Below are 21,212 nucleotides of genomic sequence, written 5' to 3'. Positions count from 1 at the left end.
TACACAGGAAATTCCACCACCCTCTACCGTACTCTAGCTTGCCAGTTTTGGATGCAGTTCCCAGGTTGAGCCCGGGGCTTTCACATCCAACTTAACAAACCACCTACGCGCGCTTTACGCCCAGTAATTCCGATTAACGCTTGCACCCTCTGTATTACCGCGGCTGCTGGCACAGAGTTAGCCGGTGCTTATTCTGTCGGTAACGTCAAAACAGCAAGGTATTAACTTACTGCCCTTCCTCCCAACTTAAAGTGCTTTACAATCCGAAGACCTTCTTCACACACGCGGCATGGCTGGATCAGGCTTTCGCCCATTGTCCAATATTCCCCACTGCTGCCTCCCGTAGGAGTCTGGACCGTGTCTCAGTTCCAGTGTGACTGATCATCCTCTCAGACCAGTTACGGATCGTCGCCTTGGTGAGCCATTACCCCACCAACTAGCTAATCCGACCTAGGCTCATCTGATAGCGCAAGGCCCGAAGGTCCCCTGCTTTCTCCCGTAGGACGTATGCGGTATTAGCGTTCCTTTCGAAACGTTGTCCCCCACTACCAGGCAGATTCCTAGGCATTACTCACCCGTCCGCCGCTGAATCAAGGAGCAAGCTCCCGTCATCCGCTCGACTTGCATGTGTTAGGCCTGCCGCCAGCGTTCAATCTGAGCCATGATCAAACTCTTCAGTTCAATACTGCTTGGGTTTTTAAGAAACCCTAAACTTGGCTCAGCAATCTCAAATGACTATGTGATTTCTCGCATGGTCACTTGTGATGCTGATAATCTTTTTGACTATCAGTCCATACTCACAAGCACCCACACGAATTGCTTGATTCGATTTGTTAAAGAGCGTTTGGTTAAGAGCTTTTCGTCTCAACCGAGGCGCGCATTCTACGCTTTCCTCAGAGCCTGTCAAGCGTTTATTTTGAAGTTTTTACTACCGCTTTCTTTCGAAAGCTAACAACTTCAACAACTTACCGCTTGCCCCGAAGCGTTCATCGCTGCGAGGAGGCGAATAATACGCGCTTTGAAATCAGAGTCAACACCTTGTTCTGAAAAACTTTTCCAACACCGTTTTGCCGCTAACCGGCAACTAATGAAAGCGCCGTGGATCTGTAAAGAAACACACCACGGAGCGTAGCGGCCATGAGCAATGGGCAAAGCGAGAAAACCCCCGGCCTCTCTGCAGATGAAGAGCAGGAGGTCAGCCACAGCCAACCGCCACGGGCGGCAGTGCTGCACGAAATCATTCGCTACCAGGGCGACCAGGAGCTGGAACGTACACTTGCCGCGTTGTGGTGGTCGGCACTTGCCGCCGGCCTGTCCATGGGGCTGTCGTTGATGGCCATGGGGCTATTCTACGCCCGCCTGCCAGAAGGCGATGGTGCCCAGGTGGTCGCCAGCATCGGCTACAGCGCGGGCTTTCTTGCCGTGATCCTGGCCCGCCAGCAACTGTTCACCGAGAATACGCTCACCGCGGTGCTGCCCGTCATGACCGCACCTACGCTGGCCAACTTCGGACGCCTGCTACGCCTCTGGGGCGTGGTGTTGCTTGGCAACCTGGCAGGTACCCTGCTGGTGGCCTGGGTGATGCTGGAACTGCCGATATTCGACAGCAAGACCGATGTGGCATTCCTGGAGGTCGGTCGCAAGGTAATGAAGAACGACATCAGCCAGATGTTCGCCAAGGGCATAGTCTCAGGCTGGATGATTGCCACCATGGTCTGGATGATCCCTTCAATGGAGCACGCCAAGATCTGGATCATTCTGATGATCACCTACCTGATGGCCCTTGGCGATTTCACTCATATAGTAGTGGGGTCAGTCGAAGTGTCCTACCTGGTGTGGGCTGGCGACGAAACCTGGAGCCGCTTCTGGCTGGAATTTGCACTGCCGACGCTGGCGGGCAACATCATCGGTGGCAGTTTCATCTTCGCCTTGATCAGCCATGCACAAGTGCGCAGTGACAGTGGCAAACCACCCTCGCGGCTTCTGAACGACGACCAGCCCCAGTCCGCGCGCAGCAGACATGAGCACAAATGATACTCAGCGTGCCGCTACGGTGAGTTCATGCCCCTGGTCCTGCTCACTCACAGGCCAGGGGCTACCCATCAGTTTGCCCGTCTGCGGTGAGTCCAGGTTGCCCCGCCCCCGCCTGCGAGTGCTCAGTAGTACCTGAGCCTGGTTATCAACTGCCCCACCGTGATCGAATCAACCGTGAATTGGCTTGCAAGGTCATTCCTCGCCGATAACACACTGTTCAACAATATTCATGCGTGTTATGCGATGAACGGTACACCGACAGAAAACTGTGAGCACTATGGATAACCGCAACGGCAAAGGACTTTCATTCGTCAAGCGCATCTACCTGCCGCGGGTCATTGGCCTGGGAATCGGCCTGTTCACTGTCATGGCGGCCATTGCGCCGCTGTCGCCCCCCTCCTGGGCATGGCTGCTGTTACTGTTCAATGGTTTACTGTGGCCGCACGTGGCCTACCTGTGGGCTGCCCGCTCGACAACGCCTTACCAGGCGGAACAGCGCAACCTCCTGCTGGACTCGCTGATGGGCGGGTTCTGGACCGCCGCCATGCACTTCAACCCGCTGCCCAGCGTGACCGTGCTGGCGATGATGACGATGAACAACGTCGCCGCCGGCGGCAAGCGCATGGTCTTTCGCGGGGTGCTGGCGCAACTGGCTGGCATGCTCGCCGCCATCCTGCTGCTCGGCCCTGGCTTGCAATTGACCGCCACGCCCCAGCAGGTCTATGCGTGCCTGCCCATGCTGGCGCTGTACCCGCTGGCCTTGGGCTGGGTGTGCTACCAGCTTGCGATCAAGCTGGGCGACCACAAGCGCCGGCTGAGCGCCCTGAGCCTGACCGACAGCCTGACCGGGCTGTTCAACCACGGTGCCTGGAAGGACCTGCTGCAGCTCAAGTTCCAGGCGTGCAAGCAACAACAGGGGCACGCGGTGATTGCCCTGATCGACATCGATCACTTCAAGACCATCAACGACACCTTTGGCCATGTGGTCGGCGACTGTGTACTGCGCCAGCTCAGTGCTGAGCTGCGGCGCAGTTTGCGCGAGGGCGACCAGGCCGGGCGTTACGGCGGCGACGAGTTCTGCGTGATCATGCCCGAAACCAGCGAAGCCCAGGCCTGCCAAGCCATGGAGCGTCTGCGCGAGCGGGTTTCCAGCTACCGCAACCCACAGTTACCGCACCTGCGCATCAGCCTAAGTATCGGCCTGTCGCCCTTCCAGGCCAGCCTCGAGTCCCCCGAGCACTGGCTCGAACAGGCAGACAAGGCGCTGTACATCGCCAAGCACGCTGGCCGCGATCAGGTCAATTTTGCCCGCGGTGAAGCTGCCACGCTCAGGCTGGCCTATCCTGATTGAACCTCCTTCCTGACTGCCTGGCGGGAGGTTGCCTGAAGGAGCCGCTCGCGCATGGCCAGGACCGCCAAGCTTTCACCCGCTAGCCCCACACCGCGCTTTCAGGTACGCCACCTCATTGCCGGTTTCAGCGCAGTGTTCGGCCTGGCTTGCCTGGTCATTCTCGGCGCTCTGTTCAATATCGCCCGCACGCTCGACCAACAGGAGCGCGAGCGTAGCGCCTTCCATGCGACCCAGGCGCTGGAACAACGGCTGCTCGCCTCGCGCCAGTTTCTGTCCAGCTATGCCGTATGGGATGCAGCCTTCGAGCACCTGTCGGGCCAAGCCGACTGGCAATGGGCCTACGAGGAAAAGAACGTAGGCGAGTCGCTGTACAGCGCCAGCGGCTACGAAGGGGTGTTCGTAGTGGAAAACGACCGCACCACCTATGCCTTGTTCAAAGGCCAGCCCAGCCAGGCAGGCGCTGACAGCTATATAGACACACCCCTGCAGCCGATCATCGAACAGGCCCGCGCGGCGGCGATTTCACGCGAGCAGGTCACCCGTTTCGTGCTGTTCAATGGCTGGCCGGCCGCACTCAGTGCAGCAGCCGTGCGCCCGGACCGGGAGGTTACCGACAGCGAGGTGAGCCAGGCGCCGGTCATGCTGTTCATTGACCAGCTCACCGAAAGCAAACTGGCGCAGTTGGGTAAAGGCGCCGGCCTGACCGGCATGCACGTGGAAAAGGAGGATAGGCAGGATCACAACCACCTGCGCATCGACCTGGGCGACACCGGCTACCATCTGACCTGGAACAGCCCGCTGCCGGGGCAACAGATGCTGTGGGCAGTGTTGCCAGCACTGTTGTGCGCACTACTGATACTTGGGCTGGTGATGCTGTACCTGTTCCGCCATGCCTTGCGCAGCTCCCGGGCAATCGGCCTCACGCTCGTGCATCTGCAACAAAGCAACCAGGCCCTGGAGGCCAGCGAGCAGCGGTTCCGGGCGGTGGCCGAGTCGGCATCCGACTGGATCTGGGAAACCGACCGGCAACAACGCCTGACCTACCTGTCGCAGCGCTTCGCCAACGTCACCGGCTACCCGGTAGACGGCTGGCTGGGCCACCCGCTCAACCAGTTGCTGGCCTGCGATACCACGCCGCTGTCACCCTGGCTGGACGCCCTGACTACGGCCGAGCCACAGCAATTGGCCAACCTGCGCTGCACTTACCGCGACCAGAATGGCCAGAACCGCTACTGCCGGATATCCGCCCGCGCTATCTGGCGCGATGGCAAGGCCATCGGTTTTCGGGGTACCGCCAGCGATATCACCGACGAAGTCGACGCCCATGCGCGCATCCAGCACCTTTCGCTGCACGACCCACTGACCGGGCTGGCCAACCGCAACAAGCTCGCCCGGCACCTGGAGCAGGCCTTGTTGCGCGGCAGTGACTCGCCGCCGCTGACCTTGTTGCTGCTGGACCTGGACAACTTCAAGCCGATCAACGACTCGCTCGGTCATGCTGCCGGAGATGCCGTGCTGCAAGAAGTGGCAACGCGCCTGCGCGACACCACCCGCGATGGCGACCTGGTCGCGCGCCTGGGCGGCGACGAGTTCATCCTGGTACTCAGCGGCATGGACAACAGCAGCGAGATCGACCGCTTCTGTGCGCGCCTGATCGGCCTGCTGCAGCAACCCATCGTCTTCGAAAACCAGCCGCTGCACATTGGTGCCAGCATTGGCGTTGCCCAGACGCGCAACCAGGGCTTCGATGCAGGTGAGCTGATCCGCTGCGCCGACATCGCCCTGTACCAGGCCAAGGCCGATGGAAAGAACACATGGCGCTACTTCGTTGCCGAAATGAACCAGCAGATCCAGTACCGCCGCCAGCTGGAGAACGACCTGCGCAGGGCCCTGCGCAATGAGGAGTTCGAGTTGCATTACCAGCCACGCTACCGCCTGGACGACCTGCGTATCATCGCGGTCGAGGCCTTGGTGCGCTGGCGGCATCCACAGGAAGGGTTGCTGGGGCCGGACACCTTCATCCCGTTGGCCGAGCAGAGCGACATCATTGTTGCGCTGGGCCGCTGGGTGCTTCGCGAAGCTTGCCGCACTGCCCATGACTGGCCGGCCGACGTGCTGGTTTCGGTCAACCTGTCGCCTGCGCAGTTCTTGCGCAGCGATGTGGTAGCGGACGTGCGCGAAACTTTGCTCGACACGGCCTTCCCCGCCCAACGCCTGGAACTGGAAATTACCGAGAACGTGATGCTCAACGATATCGAAGGCGCATTAGGCACCATGCTGTCGCTCAAGGAGCTAGGGGTGCGCCTGAACATGGATGATTTCGGCACCGGCTATTCGTCGTTGGGCTACCTGCGTACCTACCCGTTCGACAGCATCAAGATCGACAAGCGCTTCATCAGCGGCCTGAACAACAACGGCGGCAGCGACCGCGCTGTGGTCCAGGCCATCATCAACCTGGGCGAAGCGATGGGGCTGACAGTGACAGCCGAAGGCGTGGAAAGCGAACATCAACTCAAGGCGCTGGAAAAGGACCGCTGCCATGAAGTGCAAGGCTATTACCTGAGCAAGCCCCTGGACAGCGCCGGGTTGGCGGCGTTGTTGCACCAACCCTCCCAAAGCACTGCACAGCCTTTGTAGACCCGGCCTTGCTCCTAAACAGACTGGGTGCGCTGCTGCAGGCTGCGCTGCGCCACGATTTCGGGCAGATCACAGCGGCGAAGGTAGGCGCGCAGCGGTTCACCAATGTTCAAGCGGTCATCCACATGCTGATCCAGCAACAGCGAGAGCCGTTCGCGGCACAGCACCATGCGCTGCCCTTGCTCGGGCCGCCAGACAAACTCGCTGCAGGGGGTGATACTGGCGTCGGCCACGTCCATGCCGAACGCGTCCTCGGAGAAACGTACGATATGAATACCGCGCTTGCCGTGAAAACCGACAAAGCCCTTTAGCTGATCGGCGGCGTTGCAGATATCCTGGGAAGTGATGGCCATGGCGTAACCTCGCAATGAAATCGGAAGATACGCACGCCAGGCGGGAAAAGGGTTGCCTCTGTCGGGCAACTCACAACGGCAGCCTAACGCAACTGGCGGGCCGCTCGCCAAGTTATTTCGTGTTTGCCCGACGTCGTCGGCGTACTGGAGCTGGACTGCCTTCACCACACGACCCGGCTGTACCGCTTCGAACATTACATATCTGTCTATTGAGGCAGCACCATCACTGCGGGTCGCGGTCCTCGTGCACTTGCACACTCGCCGTCATCCCCGCACTCAAGGTCAGCCCTTCCGGCACCTGATCCAGGCGAATCCTCACCGGTATGCGCTGGGCCAGTCGCACCCAGTTGAAAGTCGGCTCTACCTCCGGCAGCAACTGGCTGTCCGGGTTGCTGTTGCGATCGGTGATGCCGCGGCTGATGCTCTCCACGTGCCCCTGCATCGGTTCACCCGTGCCCATCAGCCACACCTTCACAGTGTCCCCAACGCGAATGCGCGGCAACTTGGTTTCCTCGAAATAGGCCTGGATGTAGAACGTCGAATCATCCACCAGCGCCATCACCGACTCCCCGGTGTTCACATAATTGCCCTCGGCCAGACGCAGATTGGTGATATGCCCGCTGCGCGGGGCCCGCACTTCACTGCGCGCCAGGTTGATCCTGGCCACCTGCAACTGCGCCTCGGCTTCATGCAGCTCGCCACGCGCGATGGCGGCATTGATCTGGGCGTTTTCACGCAACTCGGCACTGATCGCCTCTGGCCCCAAAGCAGCACGCCGGGCTGCTTCACGCTCGCGCAAGCGCAGTTGCTGGGCGCGTGTCTCGGTCACCGCGCTGGCCTGATCGAACGCGGCCTGGAAGCGCTCGCGGTCAATACTCATCAACAAGTCGCCAGCCTTGACCTGCTGGTTGTCATGGACCTTGAGTTCGCGAACCCAGCCAGACACATCAGGTGCGATCACCACCACATCGGCGCGCACACGGGCATCGCGCGTCCATGGGGTGAGCATGTAGTACTGCCACAGCTGGTAGCCGGCCAACACGGCCAGGGCCACCACACACAGGGTCACCAGAATACGTACGGCCGCACGCATCGAAACACTCCTTTATAAAGTCCCAGACAGGCGTACCACCAGGAACAACACACAGACGAACAGCGCTGCGTCGAACAGCGCTTCATGCCAGATCCAGCGCCCCAACGGTGTGGCATGCACCACCAGACGCAGCAGGCCGGTGAGCAGCAGCGCCAACAACACATAAAGCAAAAACGGGCTGAGCAGCACACCGCCCACTTCCCACTCACGCAAACCCATGGGTGTCCTCCTGCCAGCGGCACCATTTGCCCCAGCTTTTCTGCAATTGCAGTACCGCCCCCTCGGCCAGGCGAAGCGGGTCGCTGGCTGGCAGCCGACGCAAGGCCGCAATGAACTGCTCACTGGCAGCATCCAGCAGCTGCCCACGCCCGGCAGCAGGCCCTTTGGCCAGCGCTGCCTCCACGTGTTGCAGGTACTCGCGCTCGGCCCGCCCCAAAGGGGCCTGTGCGACCGCCAGGCACATGCGCAGGTGTACCAGTTCATCGCCGATATCAAGCCCGTGCAGGCCGTCATCCCAACGTTTGCGTTCGCCTTCCGGTAATTCACTGGCATGCCGCGCCAGTTGCATCAGCCGGTCGGCCATGCGCCCGCCAAACCAGCTGTCAGCCCCGCGCAGGTCGCGCCGAGTCAGGCGCACCAGGTCGTTCTGCGTTGCAGCACGCAAGCGCCGGCCCAGCCAGGCCGGATGGCGGAACACCAGTAAGCGAAAGGCCATGACCGCTGCCGACACCCCCACCAGCATGGCCAGGGCACTGTTCAGCATGGTCGCCACGCCGAACTGCATGGCGTTGAGCGGCGACACCAGCACAATGAAGTGCAGGCAATAGGAAGTGGCCGTAGCCCCGGTGCGCGGATGGGCCATGCCCAGTGCACCAAGAAACAGTGGCACGCCCATGCCCAGGCAGAGCATGGCGAAGCTGCTCCATTGCGGCAGCATGATCTGCCCGACCACAAACGCCGCCGGTATCGCCAGGAATATCCCGCGCAGGAAACTCAGGCCGATCTGTGCGCCGTTCTCGCGACTGGCGAACAGGCTGCAGACCACGCAGGTCAGCACCAGGCCACCGGGGGCCGAAGGCCAGGCCGTGGCCAGCCAGAAACCACTCATTACCAGGAAGGCCAGCGCGCTGCGCGAGCCGAACAGCAAGGCCAGCGACCAGTCTCGGTGCGCGGCCAGCCCCTGGGACACGTCCTTGGGCGCCCTGCCCGCCTCCACATCCTCAAGTGCCTGGCTGGCGGCCATGGCATAGTCCAATAGCAGGGCCATGCGCGCCAGGCAGAAGTGCTCCGCCGAACTGATTTGCTCATCGTGGGCGGCATCCCAGATTCGCTGACGCAACAACAGCAGGCTGGGCTGATCGGGTTGGGCCAGCAGCGTGCGCACTTCCTGCAACCAGGGCGTCAGATGCTCGACCTCACCCTCATCCAGTTGCCGCCACTGGCGGCGCACCGAACGGGAAATACGCAACAGCACCATCAGTTTCTGGCTAAGGCCACGAATGGCACGGGCACGTTGGCGCCCGCGATTGCCCTCGAACCAGGCATGTTCACGTTGGCTGTCGATGGCAACGATGCGCCCCAGGCTTTCCAGCAGGCCTTTGCGCGCCTCGTCCTCTCCGCCCAGCATGGCGCTGGCGGCCTGCAGGCCGTTCTGCCAGGCCTGCCGCGCCTGCCCGCCCAGTTGCTGCTCGACCCGCATGGGCCAGAGCAAGGCACTGCTGGCTGTTGCACAGAAAATACCCAGGCAGATCTCGGTACAGCGAGCCACGGCCTGGTCGAATACTTGCAGGGGGTGGTCAATGGCTGGCAAGGCAATGATCGCTGCGGTGTAGCCGGCCAGCACGAAGGCATAGGCCCAGGCGCTGCGCAACTGGGTGGACGCGGCGGTACACAGCGCCAGCCAAAGCGCCAAGGTAAGCAGAAACAGGCCGGGGGTCTGGGCGAACAGGCCGATGAACAGCACCGACATGACTGTGCCGACCAACGTGCCTGCCAACCGCGCCAAGCCTTTCTGCACCACCATGCCCGATAGCGGCTGGGCGACGATGAAAGCAGTCATCAATGCCCAGGAGGGTTGCTCCAGCCCCCAGCGCATCGCCAGCCACAACGCCAGGCCGCCCCCGAGCAGGGTCTTGATGGCAAACTTGAGGGCGAGGCTGCTGGGCGCGAACAGGGCCTGAAAGGTGATGGGCACGAGGCGGACCTTGCGGGGAAAAGTCTTGCTGAAAAGATAGACAATGATGAGCAGGATAAAGCGGAAACGATTAATTAGCTAGCTAATCATGTATATTCGATTGGCCTGCATTGAAAGGGACAGCTCAGACAATAAAAAATGCAGGCAAAAAAAATGGGCGACCGAAGTCGCCCTAAATGCCTTGCGTGCTCGTGTACCCGGAAGGTCAGCGCGGCTTGCGCTTGTTCGAGTCCTTCCAGATGAAAATGCCCAGACCGGCAAAGAAGGCGACCATCAGCCCGACCGTTACCACACCGGCGATAACCACGTTGTCGAAGAACATGCTGGCCTCCCCATTCGTTTGCCGTTGTCCGATGGGTACACGTTAACCAATGTGGCGGCGGGGAAAATTGATCAGTGTCAATGGTGCCCGAGGCCGGGCACGCGAGGGGGGCGCAGGGTTGACCTGCGTCAAGTTTCAACGCTTCTTAGGCTTGCCCTTGGGCTTCTTTTTCTTGCTGGTACTCAATGGCAGGGCCTGCTCGAAAGCATTGCGCATTTCGTTCAGCCGCTTTTCCTTGAGGTCGTGGACGCGCTTGGCACGTTCGGCATCGAAATCGATGAGGTTGTCTTGGCTCATGGGGTGGGCTCGACGATCAACAGAGAATTGCATGATGAAGCCAGGCGCAGGCGCTGACCAGCCCCGTATCAGACTTCGATGTCCACCAGCAGCCCTTGGCGTACATGCTCGCCCATCAATGGCGCTACCGGCACGGTGTTGTCGGCATTGACCTCGTCACCCGGGACGGCCTCGTAGCGTTCCTGCTCGCCCTTGTTCCGGCGTTGCTGCTGGCGGCGCTGTTCATCGCGCAGCAACAATACCTGCTCCTGCGGGTCGCGCTGGCGCTTGAGGTCAATGGCACTTTCGCCGGACGCAGGCTGCGTCGGCACCACCGGCTTGACGTCGGGGGTTGGCTTGACCGGGTCCTGTTGCGAGGTGACCGGGGCGGCACTGAGCGGAATGATCGGCGGCAGCATGGACGTTCTCCTATGCCCCCTGTATCGGCAGGCGCAGCTTTACCTTGATGTCATGGACAACATTTACTCGGCTTCGTCACCCGGCTCGTCGTCGACTGGCGGGCTGGCCTCGCTCCAGGGCCGCTTGTACACCTGCTGCCAAACCGCATCCATATGATCGCGCAATACCTGCGGCGCGGCTTTCAGCGAAGCGCTGTCCTCGCGCTCACCACCGACCGGTTCCTCGCCCGCCGGGGTGATCAGCGACTGGCCGGTAATGGTGTAACTGGCCTGCCCTTCACGCATCTCGATGGCGATGTCATGCGGGTCGATACCGCCGCCGCAGAATGCATGGCTGGCCACCGTTATCTCGGCCACCCCATTCTTGTTCAGGTCGCTGACGTCACTGACGTCATTATAGAAGTCCACGTCCAGGTCCAGCCCCGGGCAGGTCGTTTCCTGCTCGACCTGCCAACGCGCCTTGAAGGCGTCGCTCTCGGCCGTGCGCCCGTACAAGGTGGCCTTGAGCACCACCTTGTCCACTTCCTGTTCGCTTTCCAGGTCGCTGGCCTGGCCATCGCTGCGGCTCAGGACCAGCAGCCCTTCGCCGTCACTGTCACGAAAGTGCACGCTCTTTATCGGCGTCTGCACGCCCAGTACCTCAAGCTGCTCCATCGGAATGGGGGGCAATGTCTCAAAGTTTTTCTGCTCGCAGGCGCTCAGCAGCACCAGGCTGCCCACGGCCATCGAAGCGCTGATCCAGCGGTGCTTGGCAGACATGTTGATCCGGGGCCCTCGTCGGCGGCGCTGTGCAGGGCGATGAAACGACTAGACTGTGCCTTTCGATACCTTTCGGTGCTATCGGCACTTTGGTCTGACCGGCCGATCCGTTAACATAATCGGCTTTTTCATCGCGGGAGTTCAGGCAGTATGGCGCAGCAGTATCAACCGGGGCAACGCTGGATCAGCGACAGCGAAGCAGAGCTCGGCCTGGGTACCATCCTGGCGCAGGATGGCCGCCTGTTGACCGTGCTCTACCCGGCCACTGGCGACACCCGCCAGTATTCCCTGCGCAATGCGCCGCTGACCCGCGTGCGCTTCTCGCCAGGTGACCAGATCACCCACTTCGAGGGCTGGAAGCTGACCGTGCGCGAGGTCGAGGACATCGACGGGCTGATGGTCTACCACGGCCTGGACGGGCAGAACCAGCCTCGCACCCTGCCTGAAACCCAGTTGTCGAACTTCATTCAGTTCCGCCTGGCCAGCGACCGCCTGTTCGCCGGGCAGATAGACCCACTGTCGTGGTTCAGCCTGCGCTACAACACCCTGCAGCACACCAGCAAGCAGATGCAGTCGGCACTGTGGGGGTTGGGCGGCTGCCGCGCACAGCCCATCGCCCACCAACTGCACATTGCCCGCGAAGTCGCCGACCGCAGCGCCCCGCGCGTTCTGCTGGCCGACGAAGTGGGCCTGGGCAAAACCATCGAAGCCGGCCTGGTCATTCACCGCCAGCTGCTGTCGGGTCGCGCCAGCCGCGTACTGATCCTGGTGCCGGAAAACCTCCAGCACCAGTGGCTGGTGGAAATGCGCCGGCGCTTCAATCTGCAAGTGGCGCTGTTCGACGCCGAGCGCTTCATCGAAAGCGACGCCAGCAACCCGTTCGAGGATGCCCAACTGGCGTTGGTTGCCCTGGAGTGGCTGGTAGATGACGAAAAGGCCCAGGACGCGCTGTTTGCCGCTGGCTGGGACCTGATGGTCGTCGACGAAGCCCACCACCTGGTCTGGCACGAAGACCAGGTCAGCGCCGAATACGGCCTGGTCGAGCAACTGGCCCAAGTGATTCCGGGCGTACTGTTGCTGACCGCCACCCCCGAGCAGCTTGGCCAGGACAGCCACTTCGCCCGCCTGCGCCTGCTCGACCCCAACCGTTTTCATGACCTGGCCGCTTTCCGCGCCGAGAGCGAACACTACCGCCCGGTAGCCGAGGCAGTGCAGGAACTGCTCGACGAAGGCCGCCTGTCGCCCAAGGCCCACGCCACCATCCTGGGCTTCCTGGGTGCCGAAGGCGAAGCCCTGCTGGCGGCAGTCAGCGACGGCGATACCCAGGCCAGCGCACGGCTGATTCGCGAGCTGCTGGATCGCCACGGCACCGGCCGCGTGCTGTTCCGTAACACCCGTGCGGCGATCCAGGGCTTCCCCGAGCGCCAGTTGCACCCCTACCCGCTGCCCACGCCCGAGCAATACCGCGACCTGCCAGCCGGCGAGCACGCCGAGCTGTACCCGGAAGTTGCCTTCCAGGCCCAGGGTGAAGTGGCCGATGACGAGCGCTGGTGGCGTTTCGACCCACGCGTCGACTGGCTGATCGACACCCTGAAGATGCTCAAGCGCACCAAAGTGCTGGTGATCTGCGCCCACGCCGAAACCGCCATGGACCTGGAAGACGCCCTGCGCGTGCGCTCCGGCATCCCGGCCTCGGTGTTCCATGAAGGCATGAGCATCCTCGAGCGTGACCGTGCCGCTGCCTACTTTGCCGATGAAGAGTTTGGCGCCCAGGTGCTGATTTGCTCGGAAATCGGCAGCGAAGGCCGCAACTTCCAGTTCGCTCATCACCTGGTGATGTTCGACCTGCCGGCGCACCCCGACCTGCTCGAACAGCGCATCGGCCGCCTTGACCGGATCGGCCAGAAGCACACTATCCAGCTGCACATCCCGTACCTGCAGGAAAGCCCGCAAGAGCGCCTGTTCCAGTGGTACCACGAAGGCCTCAACGCCTTCCTCAACACCTGCCCCACCGGCAATGCCCTGCAGCACCAGTTCGGCCCACGCCTGCTGCCGCTGCTCGAAGGCGGCGAAAACAAGGCCTGGGATACCCTGGTGGCCGACGCCCGCAGCGAACGCGAGCGCCTGGAAGCCGAACTGCACACTGGCCGTGACCGCCTGCTGGAACTCAATTCCGGCGGCGCCGGCGAAGGTCAGGCGCTGGTCGAGGCCATTCTCGAACAGGACGACCAGTTCGCCCTGCCGATCTACATGGAAACCCTGTTCGACGCCTTCGGCATCGACAGCGAAGACCATTCCGAGAACGCACTGATCCTCAAGCCGAGCGAGAAGATGCTCGATGCCAGCTTCCCGCTGGGCGACGATGAAGGTGTGACCATCACCTACGACCGTGGCCAGGCGCTGTCACGCGAGGACATGCAGTTCCTCACCTGGGAGCACCCGATGGTTCAGGGCGGCATGGATCTGGTGCTGTCAGGCTCGATGGGCAACACCGCCGTGGCGTTGATCAAGAACAAAGCGCTCAAACCAGGCACTGTCCTGCTTGAACTGCTGTTCGTCAGCGAGGTGGTGGCACCCCGTAGCCTGCAACTGGGCCGCTACCTGCCGCCGGCGGCACTGCGCTGCCTGCTCGACGCCAATGGCAACGACCTTGCGTCACGCGTTGCTTTCGAAACCCTCAACGACCAGCTCGAGAGTGTACCGCGCGCCAGCGCCAACAAGTTCGTCCAGGCCCAGCGCGATGTGCTGGCCAAGCGTATCAGTGGCGGCGAGGAGAAGATCCTGCCGGCCCACAACGAGCGCGTGGCCGAAGCCCAGCGCCGCCTGACAGCCGAGGCCGACGAAGAGCTGGCGCGCCTGGTGGCATTGCAAGCGGTCAACCCAAGTGTGCGTGACAGCGAAATCGACGCCCTGCGCAAGCGGCGCGAAGATGGCCTGGCAATGCTGGAAAAGGCCGCCCTGCGCCTGGAAGCCATTCGCGTGCTGGTGGCTGGCTAACGCAGGCCCCGCGCCCCTTGTGGGAGCGGGCACGCCCGCGAACACCGGCGAAGCCGGTGGCATCCACCGCAGTGGATGCTTCGCGGGCTCGCCCGCTCCCACAGGAAGGCATTAGGGCCCCAAATTTATGGTTCTTCACGGAATCCCGGGAAAGACAGAAACAAGAACGCCGGTTTGATGGATGATGTTCGTGCGAGCAAACACATCAACAAACCGGCGTTCTTGTGCACGATATTAATACGTTTCTGCCCTTTTGGGAGGGCTTTTCTGTCATTGCCATCAGGCCTGACGGCGACGATCTGCTGATCGACCTGATTCCGCAGCCCACTAGGTTCCCCACCTGCAGCGGCTGCCATCAGCCCAGCACCGCCATCCACGAATACTGCCAGCGTTCGATCCGTGATCTCCCCATTCTTGGCCATGCGGTACGGTTGAATGTGGAACTGCGGCGCGTTGGGTGTCGCGCATGCGGCAAGCGGATGGAGTCAGTCAGCTGGCTTGATCGCTATTCGCGTATGACCCAGCGCTTGGCCGAGGCCGTGATCCAGGCTTGCCAGCGGCTGCCTACCCTGCACGTCGCTGAGCTGTTTGACTTGCATTGGGACAGTGTGCGCTTGCTGGAGCGACGAGCTCTACAAGCCGCTCTAGAGAAGCTACCAAAGGCCCAGCCCAGGCGCCTGGTGATGGACGAGTTCGCCCTGTTCAAAGGCCATCGCTACGCCAGCGTGGTGCTGGACGCCGATACCCGCCGGGTTCTGTGGATTGGCGAAGGACGTAGCAGAGCGGCTGTCAGGCCCTTCTTTGAGGAGTTGGGGCCAGAAGGCTGTGCGCGGATCGAAGCAGTGGCGATGGACATGAACACCGCATTTGACCTGGAGGTACGCCAACACTGCCCTCAGGCACGCGTGGTCTACGACCTGTTTCATGTAGTCGCCAAGTATGGGCGCGAGGTGATTGACCGGGTACGGGTCGACGAAGCCAACCGTCTGCGCCATGACAAACCCGCGCGCAGGGTGATCAAGCAAGCACGCTGGCTACTGCTGCGTAATCCGGAAAATCTCAAGCGAAAAGATCAACAGGTGCACCTGAGGGATCTGCTGTCGGCTAACCAATCGCTGATGACGGTTTATCTGATGAAAGCAGAGTTAAAAGCGCTGTGGTCGCCCACCACCGCCTGGGGTTGGCGATCAGCCTGGAAGCAGTGGCTGCGTCTGGCTGATGAAAGCGCGATACCGGCACTGAAGCAGTTTGCTAAACGCCTGAAGGGATACTGGCGCGGCATCTTGAGCAGGGTGCGATGGCCGATGCATACGGGCCAGCTGGAAGGCATCAACAACCGGATCAAGGTGATCAAGCGGATGGCTTACGGTTACCGGGACAGCGAATTCTTTTTCATGAAGATCAAGAATGACTTTCCCGGCAATCCGTGAAGAACCAAATTTATTCCTCACTGCGATTGGAGTTATAACCAAATCGTAGAAATCATTGTGCCATTAGTCAGGAAGGCTTAAGTACTCCTTCCTATACTGCCTCTGGACAGTCTGCACAGGGTTGTAGCGCAGACGAGTGAAGACTCGATCAAGAGGCATTCCATGGAATGGCTGGGGCTGCAACTGTTCGCCGATCTTCCCGCAACCGGGCGCATCGTCATCGACTGCCGTCATGAACCGCTCTTGGTTCTGCTCGCCTACTTCGTTGCTTGCGCGGCCTGTTTCGCCACCCTCGACATGGCCGAGCGCCAGTCCCACAGCGACGACCCCACCGCCCACCGGCAATGGAACATGCTCGGAGCCTGCTGCCTGGCAGGCGGCATATGGGCCATGCACTTCATCAGCATGCTGGCCTTTCGGGCCCCGGTAGAAGTGCACTACGACGTATCCCTGACCATTCTTTCGCTGCTCATCGCACTGGGCGTGGCCTGGCTGGCCATGCACAGCCTCGAACGCAGCAAGATGCGCGCGCACCACTTCGTGCTGAGCGCAGGGCTGATCGGCCTGGGCATCATCCTCATGCATTTTGTCGGCATGGCCGCGATGGAAACGGGTGCCCGCCAGTACTACCAAACCGGCTTGCTACTTGCCTCTGCCGCCATTGCCCTGCTCACCGCCCTGACCTCGCTGTACCTGGCCCGCTACTTGCGCAATGGCAGCGGCACCCTGTACCAGGCCATGAAGTACGGCGCCAGCCTGCTGATGGCGGGCGGCATCGTCGCCACTCATTTCACCGCGATGTCGGCCATGACCTTGATCATCCCTGCCGATACCGCACTGCGCCTGCCGTCTGGCGACAACAGCCTGCAGCTGGGACTGGGCATCGGCTTCATCACCCTGCTGATCAGTGGCGCCAGCATCAGCGCCGCACTGGCCGACAAGAAGCTGCAAAGCAAGGAGCACGACCTGCGCCGGGTCAGCGTACTGCTCAGCCAACTGGACCAGGCCCGCGCTTCGCTGCAGCAGGCGGCGCACTATGATGCCCTGACCAACCTGCTCAACCGCCGTGGATTCAACCAGGTATTCGCCGAGCGCCTGGTCGAACATCAGGCCAGCGAAAACCGCCTGGCCGTCATGTTCCTCGACATCGACCATTTCAAGCGTATCAACGACAGCCTTGGCCACGATGCCGGTGACGAGCTGCTCAAGGTGATCGCCAACCACATCAAGGCCGCTACCCGCAACCACGACCTGGTTGCGCGCTTTGGTGGCGACGAGTTCTGTGTGGTCACCAGCCTGAACAGCCGCGACGAAGCCCGCCACCTGGCCCAGCGCATCATGCAACGGATGAAAGAACCCATCGACCTGGGCGGGCGGCGCATGGTCATGACCACCAGCATTGGTATAAGTATCTTCCCGGACGATGGCAGCACAGCCGAAGAGCTGCTCAAGCATGCCGACCTGGCCCTCTACCAATCCAAGGACAACGGGCGCAACAGCCTGAATTTCTTCAATGACAGCCTGAAGGCTCGCGCGTCGATCGCCTTGCAACTGGAAGAAGAGCTGCGCCTGGCGCTGCTCGAAGAGCGCGGGCTGTGTGTGCACTACCAGCCGATCTTCGACCTGCGCAGCGGGCAAATGGCCAAACTGGAAGCGCTGGTACGCTGGCAGCATCCTCAACACAGCCTGCTCGGGCCCGACCGTTTTGTCGGCATTGCCGAAGCCAACGGCCTGATCATCGACCTTGACCTGTGGGTGCTGCGCCATGCCTGTGCCGACCTGGCCCACTTGCAGCGCCACGGCTACGGCGAGGTCCAGGTCACGGTCAATTGCTCGGCAGTCACCCTCAGCCACGACGAACTGCCTAACGAAGTAGAAAAGGCGCTGTTCCACGCCGGCCTTGCGCCGCGCCACCTGGAGCTGGAGGTGACCGAGAACGCCCTGGTGGGCGATATCCAGCGCACGGTCAGCCTGCTCAAACGCGTCAGGGCTTTGGGGGTGGCACTTTCGATCGATGATTTTGGTACCGGCTACTCGTCACTGGCCTACCTCAAGCGCCTGCCGCTGGATGTGCTGAAGATCGACCGCACCTTCCTGCAGGATGTACCGGGCAGCCAGAAAGACCGGGAAATTGTCCAGGCGATCATCGCCATGGCGCATACCCTGCACCTGCGGGTAGTCAGCGAGGGCGTGGAAACCGCCGAACAGCAGGCGTTCCTCGAAAGCCATGGTTGCGACTACCTGCAGGGCTACCTGTTGGGGCGCCCCGTACCGCTGGCCGAGTTGCGCCCACTGCTGGAGCGGTTGCAGCGCCAAAACAGCCGGATCACACCTTCTTGCGGTACAGCTCTACCAGGGTCGCCGGATCTTTTTGCAGGTAACCCTGGCTACCGTGCAAGCGCATCAGTTGCGCGGCAAGGCCACTGAGCGGCGTCGCAGAGCCTTGCTCGCGGGAAAACTTGACCGCGCCATCGAGGTCCTTGAGCAGCGTGCGTACGTGCCACTTGATTGGCTCGAAGCGGCTCTCGGCCATTTGCGGCGCAAGAATCTGCAATGGCTTGGAATCGGCAAAGCCCCCCGCCAGCGCTTCAGCGATCAGCGTCGCGTCCACGCCCGACTGTTCGGCCAGTGCCACCACTTCTGCAATTACCAGGGCATTGCAGGCTACGATCATCTGGTTGCAAGCCTTGGTCACCTGGCCCGCGCCTACCGCGCCCATATGCGTCACGCGCTGACCAAGCACCTGCAGCACCGGGCGTGCACGCTGCAGATCGGCCGCTTCACCGCCAACCATGATCGCCAGCGTGCCCGCTTCGGCACCGGGCGTACCGCCAGATACCGGTGCATCCAGCCAGGCCATGCCGCACAGTGCGGCCAGTTCGGCAGCCATTTCACGGGTGGCGGTGGGTTCCAGGCTGGAGAAATCGATCAGCAACTGGCCGCTGCGCCCGCCCTGGGCAACGCCTTGCTCGCCGAACACCACTTCACGCACCACCGCCGTGTCGGCGAGGCACAGTAGCACCATGTCGCTGTCACGGCACAATTCGGCCGGGCTGCTGGCCAGGCGCGCACCAGCAGCGACCAGCGCGGCGCACTTGTCCGGGCTGCGGTTCCATACCGTCAGCGGATAACCCGCTGCCAGCAGGCGGCGGCACATGGGCAGGCCCATCAGGCCGATGCCGGCGAATCCAAGCGAAGGTAGTGCAGTGCTCATCGATAAACTCCTGACTGATTCGAACATTTCCCAGGCTGGCGACGGTCCCGGTGGCGCCTGGCAGAACGATGGCCACATTACGCATCCCGTAAACTGTTACCGCCACGCCGAATTGTTACTTCCCTCTACCCGTCTTGATTGCTTTCAAGCACCAAAACGGCGCTGATGCGTATTTTTGCGCACTAAAAAAGATCACGCCTCTTCCTGGCCCTTCACCTGAATCACGATGAACGGTGAAACCACCACCGCCCAGATCTCTGGGTCGCGGCTTTGCAGGTCCAATGCCTGCTCGGCCGACACCGGCCCAACAGTGCCATCACTACGCCACTTGGCGAAGATCTCGCTGCGATTCTCGGCCATCGCCTCGGCAACGGCGATCAGGTCAAGGCTGGGGTCGACCCAAATCAGGTCACCCTTGGCCCAAAAACGCTCCAGCGCTTTCCACTCGATGATTGCCGTCTCGCCAAGCAATTTGGCATAGAGGGTGCTTGTTTGATCAGTCATGGGTGGTATCCGCAAAAAATCGGTCAATAAAAAGGCCGGCATTTTTGCAGAAAAACCCGGTTTCAAATATGTAATTTGGTCGATTGGCCCCGAAGTTGTGGGACGGGGTCGCAGATGCAGGCAGTTTGATGGCGCCTTTCTGTATCTTTCTGTCGATCAAGCGACAACGCAGGAAAGACGCACTTTTCGACCGCTTTTCAAGCGCTCGAACAGCGCTCTACACTGTACCGGTACAGTTCCGGGACATGTTCCGGGGGAAGGTGGGCTAGCGCGTTGGCATGGCCACGCCGCAAATCCCGCCCGGTCTGTAGCCCTGGCCGCCAGGACTATAAGAATTACAACAGAATGAGTGGAGCACTATGATCAAGATTTCCAAGCTGTTCGCCGCAATGGTACTGGCCGGGGTAGCCAGCCATTCGTTTGCCGCCGATACCATCAAAGTCGGCATCGCCGGTCCCAAGACGGGTCCCGTGACCCAGTACGGCGACATGCAGTTCATCGGCGCCAAGCAAGCCATCAAGGATATCAACGCCGCGGGCGGCGTGGATGGCAAGATGCTCGAAGCCAAGGAATACGACGACGCCTGCGACCCTAAACAGGCCGTGGCAGTCGCCAACAAAGTGGTCAACGACGGCGTCAAGTTCGTGGTCGGCCACCTGTGCTCCAGCTCCACCCAGCCAGCGTCCGACATCTACGAGGACGAAGGCGTGATCATGATCACCCCGGCCGCCACCTCGCCGGAAATCACCGCCCGTGGCTACAAGCTGATCTTCCGCACCATCGGCCTGGACAGCGCCCAGGGCCCGGCTGCCGGCAACTACATCGCCGACCACGTCAAGCCGAAGGTCGTTGCCGTCCTGCACGACAAGCAGCAGTACGGTGAAGGCATCGCCACCGCCGTCAAGCAAACCCTGGAAAGCAAAGGCACCAAGGTTGCCGTGTTCGAAGGCCTGAACGCGGGTGACAAGGACTTCTCCTCGATCATCCAGAAGCTCAAGCAGAACAACGTCGACTTCGTCTACTACGGCGGCTACCACCCAGAGCTGGGCCTAATCCTGCGCCAGGCTCAAGAGAAGGGCCTGAAAGCCAAGTTCATGGGTCCGGAAGGCGTGGGTAACGACTCCATTTCGCAGATCGCCCAGAACGCCTCCGAAGGCCTGCTGGTCACCCTGCCGAAGTCGTTCGACGCAGACCCGGCGAACAAGAAGATCGTCGACGCCATCAAGGCTGACGGCAAGGACCCAAGTGGCCCGTTCGTATTCCCTGCCTACTCGGCTGTCGAGCTGATCGCTCAAGGCATCAAGAAAGCCGGTTCCGATGATACCGACAAGGTGGCCAAGGCCATCCACGAAGGCACCTTCAAGACCCCGACCGGCGACCTGTCGTTCGACGACAAAGGCGACCTGAAAGACTTCAAGTTCGTGGTCTACGAATGGCACTTCGGCAAGCCGAAGACCGAAGTCTCCCCTCAGTAACTGCGTGACTAATAGCTGACCTACGAGCCCACTGTGCGAGCAGTGGGCTTCGTTTTATGAGGTTCATGGGCCCGATCCCCGCGATCCGGGGGCAGGCTCACCTGAAAATCTTAAAACCGTCACCCGCGGTTTCCTGGCCGTACCCCTGCCAGTG

At 61.4% G+C, this 21,212-nt stretch carries 17 protein-coding genes and 1 rRNA gene (1 of these 18 running past the window's edge); 7 read left to right on the top strand and 11 right to left on the bottom strand.

Annotation, left to right across the window (positions count from 1 at the left end; genetic code table 11):
- Positions 1 to 681, bottom strand: a 16S ribosomal RNA gene (locus PRJ_RS06170); it reaches 856 nt to the left of the window's first position.
- Between the two features lie 456 nt (positions 682 to 1,137).
- Here PRJ_RS06170 and PRJ_RS06165 point away from each other — a divergent pair.
- The 3 genes from PRJ_RS06165 to PRJ_RS06155 all read left to right on the top strand — a co-directional run bounded on the left by PRJ_RS06165 (position 1,138) and on the right by PRJ_RS06155 (position 6,022).
- The gene (locus tag PRJ_RS06165) at positions 1,138 to 2,034 is read left to right on the top strand and encodes a formate/nitrite transporter family protein (RefSeq protein ID WP_064492938.1); all 897 of its coding nucleotides are present in this window, start codon (positions 1,138 to 1,140) and stop codon (positions 2,032 to 2,034) included.
- A gap of 277 nt (positions 2,035 to 2,311) precedes the next feature.
- Positions 2,312 to 3,385, top strand: coding sequence for a diguanylate cyclase (locus PRJ_RS06160; RefSeq protein WP_104960941.1), 1,074 nt, complete (start codon positions 2,312 to 2,314; stop codon positions 3,383 to 3,385).
- A 51-nt stretch (positions 3,386 to 3,436) separates the two neighbouring features.
- On the top strand, positions 3,437 to 6,022 hold the full coding sequence (locus PRJ_RS06155) for an EAL domain-containing protein (protein ID WP_104960940.1): 2,586 nt from the start codon (positions 3,437 to 3,439) through the stop codon (positions 6,020 to 6,022).
- 14 nt (positions 6,023 to 6,036) lie between these two features.
- On the opposite strand, the gene PRJ_RS06150 is transcribed toward PRJ_RS06155, so the two are convergent.
- The 8 genes from PRJ_RS06150 to PRJ_RS06125 all read right to left on the bottom strand — a co-directional run bounded on the left by PRJ_RS06150 (position 6,037) and on the right by PRJ_RS06125 (position 11,438).
- Positions 6,037 to 6,375, bottom strand: coding sequence for a DUF2025 family protein (locus PRJ_RS06150; protein WP_104960939.1), 339 nt, complete (start codon positions 6,373 to 6,375; stop codon positions 6,037 to 6,039).
- A 223-nt stretch (positions 6,376 to 6,598) separates the two neighbouring features.
- Positions 6,599 to 7,468 carry an HlyD family secretion protein gene (locus tag PRJ_RS06145; protein WP_104960938.1) on the bottom strand — a complete coding sequence of 290 codons (870 nt, stop codon included), beginning with the start codon at positions 7,466 to 7,468 and terminating at the stop codon, positions 6,599 to 6,601.
- A gap of 12 nt (positions 7,469 to 7,480) precedes the next feature.
- Complete coding sequence (locus PRJ_RS06140; RefSeq protein WP_010952308.1) at positions 7,481 to 7,687, bottom strand: DUF1656 domain-containing protein; 207 nt, start codon at positions 7,685 to 7,687, stop codon at positions 7,481 to 7,483.
- Positions 7,674 to 9,662 (bottom strand): FUSC family protein, encoded by a 1,989-nt coding sequence (locus PRJ_RS06135; protein ID WP_010952307.1) that lies wholly within the window; start codon positions 9,660 to 9,662, stop codon positions 7,674 to 7,676. The genes PRJ_RS06140 and PRJ_RS06135 overlap by 14 nt, the downstream gene beginning before the upstream one ends.
- Before the next feature lie 205 nt (positions 9,663 to 9,867).
- Positions 9,868 to 9,984 (bottom strand): cytochrome c oxidase subunit CcoM, encoded by a 117-nt coding sequence (gene ccoM, locus PRJ_RS30560; protein WP_003254862.1) that lies wholly within the window; start codon positions 9,982 to 9,984, stop codon positions 9,868 to 9,870.
- Positions 9,985 to 10,119: 135 nt separating this feature from the next.
- A complete protein-coding gene (locus tag PRJ_RS30030; protein WP_003254864.1) occupies positions 10,120 to 10,281 on the bottom strand; it encodes a hypothetical protein in 162 nt (53 codons plus the stop codon).
- Between the two features lie 68 nt (positions 10,282 to 10,349).
- Positions 10,350 to 10,679: a hypothetical protein gene (locus PRJ_RS06130; RefSeq protein ID WP_010952305.1), complete on the bottom strand. Its 330-nt coding sequence runs from the start codon at positions 10,677 to 10,679 to the stop codon at positions 10,350 to 10,352.
- A 63-nt stretch (positions 10,680 to 10,742) separates the two neighbouring features.
- Positions 10,743 to 11,438 (bottom strand): M949_RS01915 family surface polysaccharide biosynthesis protein, encoded by a 696-nt coding sequence (locus PRJ_RS06125; protein ID WP_104960937.1) that lies wholly within the window; start codon positions 11,436 to 11,438, stop codon positions 10,743 to 10,745.
- A 150-nt stretch (positions 11,439 to 11,588) separates the two neighbouring features.
- Here PRJ_RS06125 and rapA point away from each other — a divergent pair, with 150 nt between their 5' ends.
- From rapA to PRJ_RS06110, 3 genes are all read left to right on the top strand, one after another.
- The gene (gene rapA / locus PRJ_RS06120) at positions 11,589 to 14,435 is read left to right on the top strand and encodes an RNA polymerase-associated protein RapA (RefSeq protein WP_104886595.1); all 2,847 of its coding nucleotides are present in this window, start codon (positions 11,589 to 11,591) and stop codon (positions 14,433 to 14,435) included.
- 224 nt (positions 14,436 to 14,659) lie between these two features.
- Positions 14,660 to 15,865, top strand: a complete 1,206-nt coding sequence (locus PRJ_RS06115; RefSeq protein ID WP_104960601.1) for an ISL3 family transposase — start codon at positions 14,660 to 14,662, stop codon at positions 15,863 to 15,865.
- Positions 15,866 to 16,027: 162 nt separating this feature from the next.
- Positions 16,028 to 18,292 (top strand): bifunctional diguanylate cyclase/phosphodiesterase, encoded by a 2,265-nt coding sequence (locus PRJ_RS06110; protein ID WP_104960936.1) that lies wholly within the window; start codon positions 16,028 to 16,030, stop codon positions 18,290 to 18,292.
- Here PRJ_RS06110 and PRJ_RS06105 read toward each other — a convergent pair.
- Together PRJ_RS06105 and PRJ_RS06100 are read right to left on the bottom strand one after the other, a co-directional pair.
- On the bottom strand, positions 18,192 to 19,079 hold the full coding sequence (locus PRJ_RS06105) for an NAD(P)-dependent oxidoreductase (protein ID WP_064492946.1): 888 nt from the start codon (positions 19,077 to 19,079) through the stop codon (positions 18,192 to 18,194). The genes PRJ_RS06110 and PRJ_RS06105 overlap by 101 nt on opposite strands.
- A gap of 192 nt (positions 19,080 to 19,271) precedes the next feature.
- Positions 19,272 to 19,583: a DUF2288 domain-containing protein gene (locus PRJ_RS06100; protein WP_012051427.1), complete on the bottom strand. Its 312-nt coding sequence runs from the start codon at positions 19,581 to 19,583 to the stop codon at positions 19,272 to 19,274.
- A gap of 359 nt (positions 19,584 to 19,942) precedes the next feature.
- Between PRJ_RS06100 and PRJ_RS06095 the strand changes: the two genes are divergently transcribed.
- Entirely contained in the window at positions 19,943 to 21,058 is a 1,116-nt protein-coding gene (locus PRJ_RS06095) for a branched-chain amino acid ABC transporter substrate-binding protein (protein WP_104960935.1), read from the top strand.
- Positions 21,059 to 21,212: the final 154 nt, after the last annotated feature.

Origin of the sequence: Pseudomonas sp. XWY-1, from assembly GCF_002953115.1 — a bacterium.
GTDB classification, from domain to species: Bacteria; Pseudomonadota; Gammaproteobacteria; order Pseudomonadales; family Pseudomonadaceae; genus Aquipseudomonas; species Aquipseudomonas alloputida.
The sequence above is the reverse complement of the archived record's forward strand: the minus strand, read 5'-3'. Positions and strand labels throughout refer to the sequence as shown.

Coding starts and splice junctions, on each gene's coding strand:
- PRJ_RS06095 (WP_104960935.1), top strand. CDS start 19,943: ATGATCAAGATTTCCAAGCTGTTCGCCGCAATGGTACTGGCCGGGGTA.
- rapA (WP_104886595.1), top strand. CDS start 11,589: ATGGCGCAGCAGTATCAACCGGGGCAACGCTGGATCAGCGACAGCGAA.
- PRJ_RS06105 (WP_064492946.1), bottom strand. CDS start 19,079: ATGAGCACTGCACTACCTTCGCTTGGATTCGCCGGCATCGGCCTGATG.
- PRJ_RS06130 (WP_010952305.1), bottom strand. CDS start 10,679: ATGCTGCCGCCGATCATTCCGCTCAGTGCCGCCCCGGTCACCTCGCAA.
- ccoM (WP_003254862.1), bottom strand. CDS start 9,984: ATGTTCTTCGACAACGTGGTTATCGCCGGTGTGGTAACGGTCGGGCTG.
- PRJ_RS06160 (WP_104960941.1), top strand. CDS start 2,312: ATGGATAACCGCAACGGCAAAGGACTTTCATTCGTCAAGCGCATCTAC.
- PRJ_RS06125 (WP_104960937.1), bottom strand. CDS start 11,438: ATGTCTGCCAAGCACCGCTGGATCAGCGCTTCGATGGCCGTGGGCAGC.
- PRJ_RS06155 (WP_104960940.1), top strand. CDS start 3,437: ATGGCCAGGACCGCCAAGCTTTCACCCGCTAGCCCCACACCGCGCTTT.
- PRJ_RS06100 (WP_012051427.1), bottom strand. CDS start 19,583: ATGACTGATCAAACAAGCACCCTCTATGCCAAATTGCTTGGCGAGACG.
- PRJ_RS06145 (WP_104960938.1), bottom strand. CDS start 7,468: ATGCGTGCGGCCGTACGTATTCTGGTGACCCTGTGTGTGGTGGCCCTG.
- PRJ_RS06165 (WP_064492938.1), top strand. CDS start 1,138: ATGAGCAATGGGCAAAGCGAGAAAACCCCCGGCCTCTCTGCAGATGAA.
- PRJ_RS06150 (WP_104960939.1), bottom strand. CDS start 6,375: ATGGCCATCACTTCCCAGGATATCTGCAACGCCGCCGATCAGCTAAAG.
- PRJ_RS06140 (WP_010952308.1), bottom strand. CDS start 7,687: ATGGGTTTGCGTGAGTGGGAAGTGGGCGGTGTGCTGCTCAGCCCGTTT.
- PRJ_RS06110 (WP_104960936.1), top strand. CDS start 16,028: ATGGAATGGCTGGGGCTGCAACTGTTCGCCGATCTTCCCGCAACCGGG.
- PRJ_RS30030 (WP_003254864.1), bottom strand. CDS start 10,281: ATGAGCCAAGACAACCTCATCGATTTCGATGCCGAACGTGCCAAGCGC.